The following is a 13899-nucleotide window of genomic DNA, read 5'->3' as shown; positions in this document are numbered from 1 at the left end:
TAAGGACGTTCGACGGCCGTGACCGCGCGCTTGCGCATCGCCCTGGATGCCATGGGGGGCGACCATGCACCTGACATGGTCGTCGCCGGTGCGGACCTTGCCCGGGATCGCTGCCCCGATGTCGACTTTCTGTTCGTCGGCGACGAGGCGCGCGTCAAGGTCCTTCTTGATCGCCATCCTGCGCTGAAGCCCATCTCCAGCATCCGGCACACGCCGGACGCTGTGGCCATGGACGCCAAGCCGTCCACGGCGCTGCGCGCGGGACGCAATTCCAGCATGCGCCTTGCCATCGACGCCGTGGCGTCGGGCGAGGCCGCCTGCGTTGTCTCCGCCGGCAACACCGGCGCGCTGATGGCCATGGCGAAATTCGTGCTGAAGACCCTGCCGGGCATCGACCGGCCGGCCATCGCCTCCTTCTTCCCGACCCTGGCCGGGGAGAGCGTCATGCTCGACCTCGGTGCCAATCTGGAATGCGATGCCGATAATCTGGTCCAGTTCGCCGTGATGGGCACGGTGTTCAGCCGTACCATCCTGGGGTTGATGGAGCCGACCGTCGGCCTGCTCAATGTCGGCTCCGAGGAGCAGAAGGGGCACGACTCCATCCGTGCCGCGGCTGCCGCCCTGCGTGCCACCCCTCTGGCCCGTAATTTCCGGGGATTTGTCGAAGGCAATGACATCGCCGCCGGGACGGTGGATGTCGTCGTTACCGACGGCTTCACCGGCAATGTCGCCTTGAAGACGGCGGAAGGCACGGCCAAGCTCTATGCCGAGTTCCTGCGCCGCACCTTCTCCTCTTCGCTGCTGGCAAAGCTGGGCTATCTTCTGGCCCGCGGGGCCTTTCAGAAATTGCGGCTGCGCACCGACCCCCGCCGCTATAACGGTGCCATGTTCCTGGGCCTGCGCGGTGTCTGCATCAAGAGTCATGGCGGCACCGATGCGATCGGTTTCGCCAATGCCATCGCCACGGCGGTGAACCTGGTCAATCACGGCTTCAACGACAAGATCCGGGACGAGCTTGCCAAGCTCCAGGCGGCCATTGCCGCCCAGGCGCCCGACGATCCGACAAAGGCAGCAGCGCTCTGATGGCCATCCGCTCGGTAATCCTGGGGTGCGGGAGCTACCTTCCCGCCCGTGTCCTGACCAACGCCGATCTGGCGCGGATGGTCGAGACCTCCGATGAATGGATCACCGAGCGCACAGGCATCAAGAGCCGGCATATCGCGGCCGACGGGGAGCTGACCTCCGACCTGGCCTACAATGCGGCCCTGGCGGCGCTGGCCCATGCCGGTGTCGCGGCCGATGAGCTGGATCTCATCGTCCTGGCCACGGCCACACCGGACCACACCTTCCCGGCCACCGCCACCCGGGTGCAGGCCCGGCTGGGCATGACGCGCGGGGCCGCATTCGACGTGCAGGCGGTCTGTTCCGGCTTCATCTACGCCCTGTCGGTGGCGGACAATTTCATCAAGGCCGGGCAGGCGCGGACGGCGCTGGTCATCGGTGCCGAGACCTTCTCCCGCATCCTGGACTGGACCGACCGCGGCACCTGCGTGCTGTTCGGGGATGGCGCCGGCGCCGTGGTGTTGCGGGCGGAGGACAATCCCGGGACCGCTGCCGACCGCGGCATCCTGTCCACCCATCTGCATTCCGATGGCCGTCACCATGATCTGCTCTATGTGGATGGCGGGCCGTCGGCGACCCAGACGGTCGGCCATCTGCGGATGAAGGGGCAGGAGGTGTTCAAGCATGCCGTGGTCAATCTGGCCGAGGTCGTGCGTGAAGCCCTGGATACCAATGGTCTGACCGCCGCGGACATCACCTGGCTGGTGCCGCATCAGGCCAATCGCCGAATCATCGAGGGGACCGGCCGCAAGCTGAAGCTGCCGCCGGAGCGGGTGGTGGTCACGGTGGACCATCATGGCAACACGTCGGCCGCCTCGATTCCCCTGGCCCTGTGCGAGGCCGTGCTCGACGGCCGTATCCGTCGCGGCGATCTGGTCCTGCTGGAGGCCATGGGCGGGGGCTTCACCTGGGGTGGCGCTCTGGTCCGCTGGTAGGGCCGTTCCCTGGCCGGGTGCGGCGGTGATGCCACGACCTGAAGATCCCGGGGCAACTCTCTGGAATTGACGGATTTCCAGCGTCAAAGTACCGTCGTACCCTAAAGGGTGCGAGGGGAAACGCCGCCATGTCCAATACCGTTACGCGGGCACAGCTCAGCGAGGCCGTCTATCAGGAGGTCGGCCTGTCACGCAACGAATCCGCCGATCTGGTGGAGAGCGTGCTGGATGAAATCACCGATGCCCTGGCCCGCGGCGACATGGTGAAAATCTCATCCTTCGGCAGTTTCGCCGTCCGCTCCAAGGGCCAGCGCGTCGGGCGCAATCCCAAGACCGGGGAGGAGGTGCCGATCCTCCCGCGCAAGGTGCTGGTGTTCCGGGCCAGCCATGTGCTGAAGAACCGGATCAACGGGCGCCTGTCCGACGACGCCTGACCGCGCCCATGAACGAGACCCTGGAGCCGGAAGGGCGGCCCCGCCCGGCGGGCAAATCCGCGACGGCATTCCGCACCATCAGCGAAGTCTCGGCTGAGTTGGATGTGCCACAGCATGTGCTGCGGTTCTGGGAGACAAAGTTTCCCCAGATCCGGCCGTTGAAGCGCGGCGGCGGCCGGCGCTATTACCGCCCCGACGACGTGGATCTGCTCCGGCGTATCCAGCACCTCCTGTACAAGGAGGGCTACACCATCAAGGGCGTGCAGCGCCTGCTGAAGGAGACACGGGCACAGGAGGCCGGGGCCATGCCCGGACCGGTGCAACCCGGCGCCGGGCTGTTCGATCGGGAGGACGCGGAACCCGGCGATGGCGAACCGGCGATGGAGGACGACTCCATGTCTGTTGAACCGGACGGTATCGCCGTGCCCGACGCAGAGGATCTGACGCTCGACCCTGCCGGTGCAGGCCCGTCCGCCTTGCCGGCGGCGGTGCGTCGCAATCTGCAGGGCCTGTTGGAAGACCTTCAGGCGATCCGGCAGCGGTTGCGGGGGTAAACGATCAGCCTTCCAGCGGCCCGTCCGGACGCAGCCCGGCCAGCATGCGCAGGTCCCGGCGCAGTGACAGGACGCGGGCGCCATAGGCGCGGCCGCGCGGCTCATCCGCCCAGGTGTGGTAGCGGCCGATGGCCAGTTCCGCATCGCCGGGGGCGGAGGCCAGGGCCTCGCGCAGGATGCCGGTGCCGACGCGCAGATTGATGTCCGGATGCAGCAGATGCGTCAGATCCGGGACCCGATGCCCGTGCCAGCGCACATTGACCTGCATCCAGCCAAGATCGCTGTCGGTGATCTGCTCCTTGGGCAGGGTCGCCAGCAGGCGTGTGGCCGCCATGAAACTGTCGGGATAATAGGATTCGGCCGGGGTGCGGACGGCGTAGGGCCAGGGGCCGAGCAATCCGTTGCGGCTCTGCCGGCTTTCGACGAAGCCGATAGCATAGAGAAGATAAGGGTCCAGGCGCGCCACGGCGCCGGTCCGTTCCCAGACACTGCCGGCCAGGGTGAAGTCCGTGGCGGCCCTGGCCCGTCCGGCCCAGAGCAGAAGACCGGCTCCGGCGAACTGTGTCAGGCAATGGCGGCGGGAGAGGATGGACATTGGCTGGACGGTGGGACAGGGCTTCTGCGCCATTGAGTGAGCGCTCGGCCCCGCCTTGTCAACCGGTCAGCCGCCGTGACCATCGGTTCGACCAGCCCAGGGGGCTGCACCATCCGGCGGGGGGTATCGGACGGGCCACCCCCGATGCCCCGGCGGGGCAGAACCTCGCGCGCCTGCAAAGGCGTGCCGTTTCCGGGTAGATACTCCAGCCATTATTTCTGAAATTTTATTCAAAGGCCGGCCGATGCGGACATATGCGGGCGTGATTACCCAGGATGGAGTCCGTCATGTCGAGGTGGTGACGGCGGACGGACGCCGGCATCCGTTGGCATTGCAGTCGCGGCTGTTTCCGGAGCCCTTGTCCGACTTCGATTGGGGAAGCTGGAGCCGGGGAACCCAGAAACTGGCTTATGCGCTCTTGACCGACGCCGTCGGGGAAGGCTGGGCCGTCTCCCTGCACCTGCTCTATGCGCTGGAGGTGGTGTCACGGCTGGAGCGTGACCGACCCTGGGGTTTGGCGGCGTTGGAGGTGGATGCCTGGGTCAATCGGCCGGTCCCGCCCTGACGCTCGGCGGCGTCCATCGTTCGCGCGCCTGCACGCTGCACCGCCGGTGCTTCCATGCTAGAGTGATGGCAGAAGGAGTATCCATGTCATCAGATGCCATTATGAAGCTGGGCGCCTGGAACCGCCCGGCAACGATGCCCGAGTCCCTGGCCGAGGAGGTCGCCGGCTGGGAGACCGTGATCCGGGGAGCCGGCGGCGAGAGTTTCCATGATCGTGATCCGCTGGCGGAGGGTTGCCTGCGCGCGGCGGCACAGTGGCCGGCACCGGCGTTCGTCACCGACCGTCCGGTAGACGCGGGATGGGCATTGGCCCGGCGTCAGGGACCTGTCTGGCAGGTGGTCACGGTGATCCCGGCGGCGGACCATGCCGCCGCCGCCGCCGTGGTGGCCGAGCGGGCGCACCGCCTGCGGGCCGGCCGTCGTTGGACCAATGGCGACCAGGAACTGTTGCGGACGCTGCTGGCGGCGGAGGTCACGCCACGCGACCCGCTGCTGGCGGCGGAGGAGGGCGCCGCCCGCTCCCTGCGCTCGCTGCTGACCCTGCACCTGGTGGAGGAGACCACCGATGACGACTCGGATCTGCCGCCGGCGGTGCGCGCGGCGCTGTCCGCAGGGCCGGTGCTCTGGCTGACCGCCGATGCCCGGCTGACGGCAACGGCCGTGCTGAAAGCCCTGGACCAGCGCAAGCTGGTGGCTGTGGCCCGCACCCAGCGCCTCAGCGACAAGCGCGACCGGAGTGCGGATCTGCAGCAGGTGCTGCTGTCCGCCGTCCGCAACATTTTTCCCGCAATTCCGGAGGAGGTGGCCGCTGCCGCCGCCGTCCGCCTGACCCCGGCCATGGTCAAGCTCGGCCGGAGGCCGGAAATGCAGGGCATTGTCGACGCCGTGGCCGACATCCGCATGGAGCGCTGGCGCCAGGCGGTGGCGGCCGAGCCGCAGGTGGCCAAGCGGTTGGAGATCATGCTGGCGCGCGGTGAGCCCGGCCGTGCCCGCAAGCGCTTCCGTGACCAGCGTGCCGCCGAACGGGTGGAGGCCGAGCTGCTGGAATGGCGCGGCGATCTGCGGCCCGTCACGCCACGCCGGCTGGGGCATTGAGAGGTGGCGGCCGGGATGCCCGACAGGGTGATCCCGGCCGTTGCCCGCGCGCTTTCGTAGACGCACGGTCGCGGACGCACGGTCCGCGCCAAGGTCGTTGGGTCCATGCCTCGACAGGCGATGGCGGGGCGGGCCGATGCGCAGGGCGAGTGCCGGCCGCTCTGGCACCACAGTGGTGATGTTGAGATGTCTGGATTGGGGAGGTGACGGTCGGCTGGGGGCTGACCCGTCCTTGCGAGAGTTGGTCGGAGCGACTGGATTCGAACCAGCGACCCCCAGACCCCCAGTCTGATGCGCTACCAGGCTGCGCTACGCTCCGACCTCTCGTGCGAACCGCACTGGGCGGCTCGGGCGCGGACTATAGCCATGCCGGTCCGGCGATGCAACGCCGGAGAACAGAAAAAATCACAAACCGGCGTTCCTGGATTTAACTTATTGATTTTCAATGGGAAATTCTGAGTTTGCGGCCTCGGCCAGCCCCCGCCCTGCCGCGGTCAGGCGGCAAACCAGCCAATCCGGCTTGGTCGGATTGGCGAACCAGGGCTCGGCCCAGCCCGCGTCAAGGCAGCGCCGGACCAGCGCGGGGGCCACACGGCGGCCCTGGGGATCGAACAGGGGAAGCTTGCCGCCGGGCTGGTCCAGCCCACGGCAGAGCCAGTCCAGTTGCGCCGCAGTGGGTTTGGCCATGGCTTTTCCCTTTGCCGATTAACCGCTGTGGTCGACCCGCGAAACGGGACGATACCTGCGCCGTGGCTCCCGATGCTACGCTACCTTGATGCGATGCGGAATTCCCGCCCTGTCCCGCCGCCGGAGACCCCCCATGGCCGACTTCGTCCTTGTCTATATCACCGCAGGATCTGTGGACGAGGCCACGCGGATCGGCAGGGCGCTGGTGGAGGAGCGTTTGGCCGCCTGTGCCAATGTGATTCCCAGCATGCATTCCATCTACCGCTGGGACGATGCGGTGCAAGAGGCCGAGGAAACCATCCTCATCGCCAAGACCATGTCCGACCGATACGTGGATCTGGCCATGCGTGTGCGTGCGCTGCACAGTTATGACGTGCCCTGCATTCTGATGCTGCCGGTCGGGGCGGGCGATCCGGACTACCTCTCCTGGCTAAGGCGGGGGAGCCGGCCGGCGGCCGCATAGGGGCTGCGGCCTCATTCCCCGGGAACGCGCGGCGGGGTCCTGCCGTTTTATTCTGCTGTTCCCACTGGCGATGACCAGGCGGAACAGCAGTGTGGTGACGGGCGGGAGACGGCGACGATGGACCAGGCCGGAACCGGAGCGGAGCGGGGGCAGCAGCCCCAGACCGGGACAGGCGAGGCGAGCCACAGCGCAGACCGGAATGGAGGCCGCCCCTTGCGGGTGCTGATCGTCGAGGACGAGGCCATCACCGCCCTGCATCTGGAACTGCTGGTGGCTGACCTGGGCTATGATGTCTGTGCCGTTGAATCCACAGGGGAGGGGGCTGTGGCCGCGGCCAGGCTGCACCGTCCCGATCTGGTGCTGATGGATATCCGGCTGGCCGGGGCGTTGGACGGCATCGCCGCGGCCAGTCGAATCCGGCAGGATCTGGGCATCCCGTCCATGCTGCTGACCGCCTATAGCGACCCAGGAACCCAGGCGCGGGTCCAAACCTGCGACAGCCTTGGCCTGCTGCCCAAGCCTTATACGGTGCAGCAGGTGGAACGCATGCTGTCCCAGGCGACCACGATTCTGCAGGGCAACACGGGCGGCGCCTTCGGCTGATCTGAATCAGTTCTGCCGCTTTCCGCCTTGACCGGTGCCGGCTTCGGCCTTAAACAGCGGCCCGCACCTCATTGGGGAGTAGCCGACCGTCCGTTTGCGTGGGCGGGGCCCGTGTCAACACACTTGGACCGACCTGGGCGGCCATGGCACGGGCGGCAGCCTCCGCCTTCTGATCCGGGGGCGGTGCGCTTGGCGAGACTGATGACGACCCGCCCTCCGTTGCCGGAAGGGGACCGGGACGTCACATCTCCGTCCGGCTGCTGGATCTTGACCATGAGTGCCACCGCTACTGTTGCCCTGGCCTTCGGGCTGGCCATGGACTCTTTTGCCGCTGCCCTGGGCAAGGGCGCGGGTCTTGCCCGCCCCTGTCTGCGCAAAGCCCTGACCGTCGGGGCCGTATTCGGCCTGTTCCAGGCCGTGATGCCTCTGCTGGGCTTCGCTCTGGGTGCCGCCTTCGCCGGCCTCATCGAGGCCGTGGATCATTGGATCGCCTTTGTGCTGCTGGGGGTCATCGGCGGCCGTATGGTGCTGGAGGCGGCGCGCGGTCCCCTGCCGGAGGAGCAGGAGGGCCGCAGCGAACTGGCCCTGGCGGCCCTGTTCGCTGCGGGCGTCGCCACCAGCATCGATGCCATGGCGGCCGGGATTTCCCTTGGCCTGTTCGACACGCCCGTGGTGTGCAGCGCCCTGGTCATCGGTCTGGTGACCTTCGCGCTGAGTGTGATCGGCGTCTATCTCGGCCGCCTTGTCGGTCCGCTGTTCGGACGCTGGGCCGTGGGGGCTGGCGGGGTCGGCCTTGTCCTTCTGGGAATAAAGATCCTGGTCCAGCACACGCTGGGGCTTTGACCGGAGGCCGGCCGCGGGACTGCGCCTCCCGCGGCCGGACTGCCGCCGGTCAGCCGACGCTGCCCAGCGCCCGATCGAGGTCGGCGATGATGTCGCCGATGCTCTCCAGTCCCACCGACAGGCGGATGACATCCGGCGAGGCGCCGGCAGCCGCCAGCCCTTCCGGTGTCAGCTGGCTATGGGTGGTGCTGGCCGGATGGATGATCAGCGAACGGGTGTCGCCGATATTGGCCAGATGGCTGAACAGCTTCACCGACTGCACCAGCCGGACGCCGGCCTCATGACCGCCCTTGACGCCGAAGGTGAAGACGGCACCGGCCCCCTTGGGCAGGTAACGGCCGGCCAGGGCGTGATAGGGGCTGTCCGGCAGGCCGGCATAGTTGACCCAGGCCACGGCGGGATGACCTGTCAGGAATTCGGCCACGGCCTTGGCGTTGGCGCAATGGCGCTCCATGCGCAGGGCCAGCGTCTCCACGCCGGTGATGGTCAGGAAGGCGTTGAGCGGCGCCATGGACGGTCCCAGATCGCGCAGCCCGATGGCGTGGCCATGGATGGTAAAGGCCAGCGGTCCGAAGGCGTCGGTGAAGACCATGCCGTGATAGCCGGGCTCCGGCTCGGTCAGGGCCGGGAACTTGCCGCTGGCCTTCCAGTCGAAGCGGCCGCTGTCGATGACCACGCCGCCGACGGAATTGCCGTGGCCGGCCAGGAACTTGGTGGTCGAATGCACCACCAGCGTCGCTCCATGCTCGATGGGCCGGCACAGATAGGGCGTGGCCATGGTGTTGTCGACGATCAGGGGAATGCCGGCGGCATCGGCCACGTCGGCAATGGCGCGGATATCGCTGACCACACCGCCGGGATTGGCCAGACTCTCGATGAACAGGGCCTTGGTGCGCGGCGTGATGGCCTTGCGGAAATTCTCGGGATCGTCGCCATCGACGAAGATCACCTTCCAGCCGAAGGCGCGCGGGAAGCTGTTGGCGAACTGGTTCAGCGTGCCGCCATAGAGCTTGCGGGCGGCCACGACCTCGTCGCCCGGCTGCATCAGCGGGAACAGGGCCAGCATCTGGGCGGAATGGCCCGAGGCCGTGCAGGTGGCGCCGACGCCGCCCTCCAGATCGGCCAGCTTGGCCTCCAGCGCGGAGACAGTGGGGTTGGTCAGCCGGCTGTAGATGAAACCCACCTTCTGCAGGCTGAACAGGGCCGCGGCATCCTCCACATCGTCGAAGACGAAGCTGGTGGTCTGGTAGATCGGGGTGGCGCGGGCGCCGGTCGTGGGGTCCGGGGCCGTCCCGGCATGGATGGCCCGCGTCTCGAAGCCCTGGGTTTCTTCTGTCATGATCTGCGTCTTTCTTCCCTGCGATCATGGCCGATCCCGTTCGGGCCGGCCCGGTTGTTCCCGATTGTTCGGATGGACTCAGTCCTGCGGCCAGACCGGCGGCCGCTTGCCGAGGAAGGCGTCGATCCCTTCCGCCGCATCCGCCAGCCCCATATTGAGGGCCATCACCTCGGCCGTGTAGGCATAGGCCGTGCCCAGATCCATCTCCCGCTGGCGATGGAAGCTCTCCTTGCCCAGGGCCAGGACGCGCGTGGATTTGGCGGCGATGCACGCGGCCAGATCCGCCACCGTCCCGTCGAGCGCCGCGGCCGGCACGGCCCGGTTCACCAGCCCGATCCGCACGGCTTCCGCTGCACCGATCGGCTCCCCTGTCAGCAGCATCTCCATGGCCGCCTTGGCCGGGACGGCCCGGCTCAGGGCCACCATGGGGGTGGAACAGAACAGGCCGATATTGACCCCCGGTGTGGCGAACTGCGCCTGCTCGGCCGCGATGGCCAGATCGCAGCTGGCCACAAGCTGGCAGCCGGCCGCCGTCGCCGTGCCCTGGACCTTGGCGATGACCGGTTGGCGCAACCGCACCAGGCTGGTCATCAGCCGGGCGCACTGGCGGAAGGTGGCGAGGTGGGCGGCCTGATCGGGGGCGGCCCGCATCTCCTTGAGGTCGTGGCCGGCACAGAATACCGGCCCCGCGGCCGCCAGCACCACCACCCGCACCGACGGGTCGGCGGCCACCGCGTTCAACTGCTGGTGCAAGGCGCTCATCATGGCCCGGGACAGGGCATTGCGGGCAGCGGGCCGGTTCAGCGTCAGCGTGGTCACGCCATTCGCGTCGTGGCGCAGGACCAGCGCCGGGGCATCGGCGACAGCGGAGCCTGACGGGGCGGAGCCCGCGCAGGCGGAACCCGGCACAGCGGTCATCGGCATTCCTCCCGTTGAACAGCCTCAACACGCCGCATCTAACAATGCCTGGGAGCAGACGACAATCCGCACTCAAGTTCAACGTATTTTTGTCGTCAAAAATGAAAAACAGCATCTTCAGTATGTTGAATATGGGCCTGGGCCGGCAAGGGCTGTTTGCTATACTCGGCGCCAACCACAACAAAGCAGGGGAGGGCAGGGCATGACCCATGGCAAGCAGAAGCCGGCCTTGACGGTGGAGGGGTTCGAACGGCTGCTGGATGAAGGGATGCCGGTGGTGCGCCGGTCCGGCTTCAGCATCGACACCATGGATTATGGTCTTTGCCGCATGCGGGTGCCGCCCAGCGATGACATGGTGCGGGCCGGCGGCACCCTGTCCGGACCCAGCATGTTCGCCCTGGCCGATCTGGCGCTCTATGGCGCGGTGCTGAGCATGATCGGGCCGGTTCCCCTGGCGGTGACCAGCAGCATGACCATCAACTTCCTGCGCAAGCCGGCACCGCGGCCGATGATCGGGGAGGCGCGCATCATCCGCCTGGGGCGCAAACTGGCCTATGGCGAAGTCACCCTCTATTCCGAGGAGGAGGATGAACCAGTCGCCCATGCCACCGGTTCCTATGCCCTCCCCGGCGGCCGGGCGGAATGAACGCCACGACCTTAAACGATCAGGGCCGCCTTCCCGCGGCGGCCCTGTCCGGCCTTCCGGTGCTTGCGGTCAGCAGCGCCGCTCAATCACGTCGGTCCCGATCCCGACGGTCCCGGCGATCATCGTCGCGGTCGTCCTGGTAACGGTCATAGGCGTAGCCGGCGCCGGCGCCCACGGCGGCGCCAAGGGCCGTGCTGCCCAGGTCCCCTCCGAGGATCGCACCGGCGCCGCCGCCGGCCAGCGCGCCGGTGGCCGTCCGTTCCTCCGCCGTGTTGCCGCAGGCCGACAGCAGCAGCAATGCGGCAACGGCACCGCAGGCCGATAGGGTCGCATGGCGACGCATGGTCATTCTCCGCATCAGTTTCGAGCCTGCAAAGGCAACAGCGCATCCGGCGACCTTGTTCCGCCGGTGGGCAGGCCGCTGGAGGTAGGTGTGCGGATCACATGCCCCGCATGCGCGGAGGGCTGATTGCGCCGGCCGGCGGATGACCGATGCAGGGAGCGGTCTCGGGATGTTCAAATTTCTCTAATGATATCAAAGGGATTGAGGTCGTGGTATCATGATACCGTTTGATAGTGCTTTGGCGGACAAGCGTCTTTTCCCCTTGACGATGCCCCTCGCTTACCCCTAGAAAGCCCTCCGCTTCGGTGTCGTCCCGATAGGGGCGGCGCCTTCATTTGTTTCAGCCGAGTGCTCCGATGAAGACATTCAATCTGAAGCCGAGCGACATCGAGAAGAAGTGGGTTCTGATCGATGCCGAAGGCCTCGTCCTCGGGCGCCTTGCCAGCCAGATCGCCATGCGTCTGCGCGGCAAGCACAAGCCCACCTATACCCCGTTCCTGGATTGCGGTGACAATGTCGTCGTGATCAACGCCGAGAAGGTCAAGCTGACCGGCAACAAGCGCCAGGACTCGATCTTCTACTGGCATACGGGTTTCCCGGGCGGCATCAAGGGCCGTTCCGCCGGTCAGATCCTCGACGGCAAGTATCCCGAGCGCGTCATCATGAAGGCGGTGGAGCGCATGGTTCCGCGTGGTCCGCTTGGTCGCAAGCAGATGGGCAATCTGCGCGTCTATGCCGGCCCAGCGCATCCGCACGAGGCTCAGCAGCCGGAGGTGCTGGACGTCGCCGCTCTGAACCCGAAGAACAAGCGAGTCTGATCCCATGGCCACGACTCTCACCAGCCTCGCCGACCTGAAGCAGGCGGGCACCACCCCGGCCGCCGCCGCTGCCGTGGACGCTCCGGCCGAGCCGAAGATCGACTCCCTGGGCCGCGCCTATGCCACCGGCAAGCGCAAGGACGCGGTCGCCCGCGTCTGGATCAAGCCGGGCACCGGCAAGATCACCGTCAACGGCCGTGAGCTGGCGGTTTACTTCGCCCGCCCCGTGCTGCGGATGATGATCGATCAGCCGTTCCTGATCACGAACCGCCGCGAGCAGTTCGACGTGGTCTGCACCGTGTCCGGTGGTGGCCTGTCCGGCCAGGCCGGCGCGCTGCGCCACGGCATCAGCAAGGCCCTGACCTACTACGAGCCGGGCCTGCGCCCGCCGCTGAAGGCCGCCGGCCTGCTGACCCGCGATCCGCGCGTCGTCGAGCGTAAGAAGTACGGTAAGGCCAAGGCCCGCCGCAGCTTCCAGTTCTCGAAGCGCTAAGCGGTTCCGGAGTACTCCGGCTATCGGCGAAGGGGCGTCCCGCAGGGGGCGCCCCTTTTGCTTGGCCGGAACGAGGGAGGCGGTCGGGCTCCCCAAAGTCGGGACCCAGCCGCCCTGGCTGGTCAGAGCCGGTCGGCGCGCAGCAGCTGCGGAAACAGCCGGGCCCACAGCACCACCACCACCAATGTGCCGATGCCGCCCAGCACCACGGCCGGGCTGGCGCCCAGCCAGGCGGCGGTGACCCCGGATTCGAACTCACCCAGCTGGTTGGACGCGCCGATGAAGACGCCGTTGACGGCGCTGACCCGGCCGCGCATCTCGTCGGGCGTTTCCAGCTGCACCAGGGTCTGGCGCACATAGACGCTGACCATGTCGGCCGCGCCCATCACCACCAGGCTGACGCAGGCCACCAGCACCGAGCTGGTCAGGCCGAAGACGATGGTGCCCAGGCCGAACAGGGCGACGCAGACATAAAGGATCGGCCCCACCCGTTGCCGCAGCGGCCGGATCGACAGGATGATGCCGGTGGTCAGGGCGCCGACACCGGGTGCCGCCCGCAGCATGCCGACCAGTTCCGCCCCGGCATGGAACTGCTCCTTGGCCAGCACCGGCAGCAAGGCCGTGGCTCCACCCAGCAGCACGGCGAACAGGTCCAGCGAGATGGCGCCCAGCACGATGGGCTTGCGCCGGATGAAGGCGATGCCGGCCAGCAGCGTGCCCAGGGAGACGGGCTGGCGCGGGATCACCCGCGGCGTGATGCGGATCGACAGGATCAGCAGGCCGGCCAGGGCGAACAGCCCGGCGCTGATGGCGAAGACGATATTGCCGAGGAAGCCGTACAGCAGGCCGCCCACGGCCGGGCCGATGATGCTGGTGGCCTGCCAGGCCGAGGAATTGACGGCCACGGCGCGGGGGAACACCGCCGTCGGCACCAGATTGGGCACCAGGGCCGAGGATGCCGGCATCTCGAAGGCGCGGCCGGTGCCCAGCAGCACCACGGCGGCATAGGCCAGCAGCAGCGAATGATCGTCGCCGGTCAGCGCCAGCCCCAGCAAGGCCATGGCGGCCACCTCCGTGGCCTGACAGGCCACGATGACGAAGCGGCGGTCGAAGCGGTCGGCCACATGACCGGTGACCAGGATCAGGGCGATGGCCGGCAGGAACTCGGCCAGTCCGACGAAGCCCAGCGCCATGGCGCTGCCGCTGACGTCGTAGATGCGCCAGCCGGTGGCGACGATCTGGATCTGCAATGCCAGGATCGAGCAGATGCGGGCGATCCAGAACAGGCGGAAGGGCAGATAGGCGAAGGGGCTCTGGGGCAGGGGCGCGGTCGGGGCGTCGGGCATCATCGCACGCGGTTGGTGACGGTGCTGCGACTATGGCGGGCGGCGGCGGGCCGTCGCACCACCCTGCCGGCGCAGATCAGCATTGCGTTCCGCCCTCCGGC

Annotated in this window: 18 protein-coding genes, 1 tRNA gene and 1 riboswitch; of the genes, 12 read left to right on the top strand and 7 right to left on the bottom strand. The window is 67.7% G+C overall.

The window, feature by feature from the left end; all coding sequences use genetic code 11:
• Window positions 1-18: 18 nt before the first annotated feature.
• The 4 genes from plsX to DK368_RS09555 all read left to right on the top strand — a co-directional run bounded on the left by plsX (window position 19) and on the right by DK368_RS09555 (window position 3045).
• On the top strand, window positions 19-1083 hold the full coding sequence (gene plsX / locus DK368_RS09570; protein WP_114393706.1) for a phosphate acyltransferase PlsX: 1065 nt from the start codon (window positions 19-21) through the stop codon (window positions 1081-1083).
• Complete coding sequence (locus DK368_RS09565; RefSeq protein WP_114393705.1) at window positions 1083-2057, top strand: beta-ketoacyl-ACP synthase III; 975 nt, start codon at window positions 1083-1085, stop codon at window positions 2055-2057. The genes plsX and DK368_RS09565 overlap by 1 nt, the downstream gene beginning before the upstream one ends.
• A gap of 128 nt (window positions 2058-2185) precedes the next feature.
• Window positions 2186-2491, top strand: coding sequence for an integration host factor subunit alpha (locus DK368_RS09560; RefSeq protein WP_114393704.1), 306 nt, complete (start codon window positions 2186-2188; stop codon window positions 2489-2491).
• An 8-nt stretch (window positions 2492-2499) separates the two neighbouring features.
• A complete protein-coding gene (locus tag DK368_RS09555; protein ID WP_114393703.1) occupies window positions 2500-3045 on the top strand; it encodes a MerR family transcriptional regulator in 546 nt (181 codons plus the stop codon).
• A gap of 4 nt (window positions 3046-3049) precedes the next feature.
• On the opposite strand, the gene DK368_RS09550 is transcribed toward DK368_RS09555, so the two are convergent.
• Window positions 3050-3640: a lysozyme family protein gene (locus tag DK368_RS09550; RefSeq protein WP_114393702.1), complete on the bottom strand. Its 591-nt coding sequence runs from the start codon at window positions 3638-3640 to the stop codon at window positions 3050-3052.
• Window positions 3641-3884: 244 nt separating this feature from the next.
• Between DK368_RS09550 and DK368_RS22360 the strand changes: the two genes are divergently transcribed.
• Complete coding sequence (locus tag DK368_RS22360; protein ID WP_155524534.1) at window positions 3885-4205, top strand: DUF6166 domain-containing protein; 321 nt, start codon at window positions 3885-3887, stop codon at window positions 4203-4205.
• A gap of 83 nt (window positions 4206-4288) precedes the next feature.
• On the top strand, window positions 4289-5299 hold the full coding sequence (locus tag DK368_RS09540; protein ID WP_240002419.1) for a hypothetical protein: 1011 nt from the start codon (window positions 4289-4291) through the stop codon (window positions 5297-5299).
• Window positions 5300-5541: 242 nt separating this feature from the next.
• Here DK368_RS09540 and DK368_RS09535 read toward each other — a convergent pair.
• Both DK368_RS09535 and DK368_RS09530 read right to left on the bottom strand, forming a co-directional pair.
• Window positions 5542-5618: transfer RNA gene (locus tag DK368_RS09535), tRNA-Pro, on the bottom strand.
• A gap of 113 nt (window positions 5619-5731) precedes the next feature.
• Window positions 5732-5986 (bottom strand): hypothetical protein, encoded by a 255-nt coding sequence (locus DK368_RS09530; RefSeq protein WP_114393700.1) that lies wholly within the window; start codon window positions 5984-5986, stop codon window positions 5732-5734.
• A gap of 133 nt (window positions 5987-6119) precedes the next feature.
• Here DK368_RS09530 and cutA point away from each other — a divergent pair, with 133 nt between their 5' ends.
• The 3 genes from cutA to DK368_RS09515 all read left to right on the top strand — a co-directional run bounded on the left by cutA (window position 6120) and on the right by DK368_RS09515 (window position 7895).
• Window positions 6120-6449, top strand: a complete 330-nt coding sequence (cutA, locus tag DK368_RS09525) for a divalent-cation tolerance protein CutA (RefSeq protein WP_114393699.1) — start codon at window positions 6120-6122, stop codon at window positions 6447-6449.
• A gap of 117 nt (window positions 6450-6566) precedes the next feature.
• Window positions 6567-7052, top strand: coding sequence for a response regulator (locus tag DK368_RS09520; RefSeq protein ID WP_114393698.1), 486 nt, complete (start codon window positions 6567-6569; stop codon window positions 7050-7052).
• Between the two features lie 61 nt (window positions 7053-7113).
• Window positions 7114-7255: riboswitch (yybP-ykoY riboswitch) on the top strand.
• 70 nt (window positions 7256-7325) lie between these two features.
• Entirely contained in the window at window positions 7326-7895 is a 570-nt protein-coding gene (locus tag DK368_RS09515) for a manganese efflux pump MntP (RefSeq protein ID WP_114393697.1), read from the top strand.
• A gap of 49 nt (window positions 7896-7944) precedes the next feature.
• Here DK368_RS09515 and DK368_RS09510 read toward each other — a convergent pair whose 3' ends face one another.
• Together DK368_RS09510 and DK368_RS09505 are read right to left on the bottom strand one after the other, a co-directional pair.
• Complete coding sequence (locus DK368_RS09510; RefSeq protein WP_114393696.1) at window positions 7945-9234, bottom strand: O-acetylhomoserine aminocarboxypropyltransferase; 1290 nt, start codon at window positions 9232-9234, stop codon at window positions 7945-7947.
• Window positions 9235-9312: 78 nt separating this feature from the next.
• On the bottom strand, window positions 9313-10152 hold the full coding sequence (locus tag DK368_RS09505; RefSeq protein WP_114393695.1) for an enoyl-CoA hydratase: 840 nt from the start codon (window positions 10150-10152) through the stop codon (window positions 9313-9315).
• Between the two features lie 202 nt (window positions 10153-10354).
• Here DK368_RS09505 and DK368_RS09500 point away from each other — a divergent pair, with 202 nt between their 5' ends.
• Window positions 10355-10798, top strand: a complete 444-nt coding sequence (locus DK368_RS09500; protein WP_114393694.1) for a PaaI family thioesterase — start codon at window positions 10355-10357, stop codon at window positions 10796-10798.
• Window positions 10799-10880: 82 nt separating this feature from the next.
• Here the strand turns inward: DK368_RS09500 and DK368_RS09495 are convergent, their stop codons facing one another.
• Window positions 10881-11141, bottom strand: coding sequence for a hypothetical protein (locus tag DK368_RS09495; protein WP_114393760.1), 261 nt, complete (start codon window positions 11139-11141; stop codon window positions 10881-10883).
• A 356-nt stretch (window positions 11142-11497) separates the two neighbouring features.
• Here DK368_RS09495 and rplM point away from each other — a divergent pair, with 356 nt between their 5' ends.
• Together rplM and rpsI are read left to right on the top strand one after the other, a co-directional pair.
• Window positions 11498-11959, top strand: coding sequence for a 50S ribosomal protein L13 (gene rplM / locus DK368_RS09490; protein ID WP_114393693.1), 462 nt, complete (start codon window positions 11498-11500; stop codon window positions 11957-11959).
• 4 nt (window positions 11960-11963) lie between these two features.
• Window positions 11964-12452, top strand: coding sequence for a 30S ribosomal protein S9 (gene rpsI / locus DK368_RS09485; protein WP_114393692.1), 489 nt, complete (start codon window positions 11964-11966; stop codon window positions 12450-12452).
• Between the two features lie 122 nt (window positions 12453-12574).
• Here rpsI and DK368_RS09480 read toward each other — a convergent pair whose 3' ends face one another.
• On the bottom strand, window positions 12575-13801 hold the full coding sequence (locus DK368_RS09480; protein WP_240002418.1) for an MFS transporter: 1227 nt from the start codon (window positions 13799-13801) through the stop codon (window positions 12575-12577).
• Between the last annotated feature and the right edge of the window lie 98 nt (window positions 13802-13899).

The sequence above is a fragment of the Oleisolibacter albus genome, assembly GCF_003336875.1.
GTDB lineage: Bacteria > Pseudomonadota > Alphaproteobacteria > Azospirillales > Azospirillaceae > Niveispirillum > Niveispirillum album.
The sequence above is the reverse complement of the archived record's forward strand: the minus strand, read 5'-3'. Positions and strand labels throughout refer to the sequence as shown.

Coding starts and splice junctions, on each gene's coding strand:
- DK368_RS09565 (WP_114393705.1), top strand. CDS start 1,083: ATGGCCATCCGCTCGGTAATCCTGGGGTGCGGGAGCTACCTTCCCGCC.
- DK368_RS09560 (WP_114393704.1), top strand. CDS start 2,186: ATGTCCAATACCGTTACGCGGGCACAGCTCAGCGAGGCCGTCTATCAG.
- DK368_RS09555 (WP_114393703.1), top strand. CDS start 2,500: ATGAACGAGACCCTGGAGCCGGAAGGGCGGCCCCGCCCGGCGGGCAAA.
- DK368_RS09550 (WP_114393702.1), bottom strand. CDS start 3,640: ATGTCCATCCTCTCCCGCCGCCATTGCCTGACACAGTTCGCCGGAGCC.
- DK368_RS22360 (WP_155524534.1), top strand. CDS start 3,885: ATGCGGACATATGCGGGCGTGATTACCCAGGATGGAGTCCGTCATGTC.
- DK368_RS09540 (WP_240002419.1), top strand. CDS start 4,289: ATGTCATCAGATGCCATTATGAAGCTGGGCGCCTGGAACCGCCCGGCA.
- DK368_RS09530 (WP_114393700.1), bottom strand. CDS start 5,986: ATGGCCAAACCCACTGCGGCGCAACTGGACTGGCTCTGCCGTGGGCTG.
- cutA (WP_114393699.1), top strand. CDS start 6,120: ATGGCCGACTTCGTCCTTGTCTATATCACCGCAGGATCTGTGGACGAG.
- DK368_RS09520 (WP_114393698.1), top strand. CDS start 6,567: ATGGACCAGGCCGGAACCGGAGCGGAGCGGGGGCAGCAGCCCCAGACC.
- DK368_RS09515 (WP_114393697.1), top strand. CDS start 7,326: ATGAGTGCCACCGCTACTGTTGCCCTGGCCTTCGGGCTGGCCATGGAC.
- DK368_RS09510 (WP_114393696.1), bottom strand. CDS start 9,234: ATGACAGAAGAAACCCAGGGCTTCGAGACGCGGGCCATCCATGCCGGG.
- DK368_RS09505 (WP_114393695.1), bottom strand. CDS start 10,152: ATGACCGCTGTGCCGGGTTCCGCCTGCGCGGGCTCCGCCCCGTCAGGC.
- DK368_RS09500 (WP_114393694.1), top strand. CDS start 10,355: ATGACCCATGGCAAGCAGAAGCCGGCCTTGACGGTGGAGGGGTTCGAA.
- DK368_RS09495 (WP_114393760.1), bottom strand. CDS start 11,141: ATGCGTCGCCATGCGACCCTATCGGCCTGCGGTGCCGTTGCCGCATTG.
- rplM (WP_114393693.1), top strand. CDS start 11,498: ATGAAGACATTCAATCTGAAGCCGAGCGACATCGAGAAGAAGTGGGTT.
- rpsI (WP_114393692.1), top strand. CDS start 11,964: ATGGCCACGACTCTCACCAGCCTCGCCGACCTGAAGCAGGCGGGCACC.
- DK368_RS09480 (WP_240002418.1), bottom strand. CDS start 13,801: ATGATGCCCGACGCCCCGACCGCGCCCCTGCCCCAGAGCCCCTTCGCC.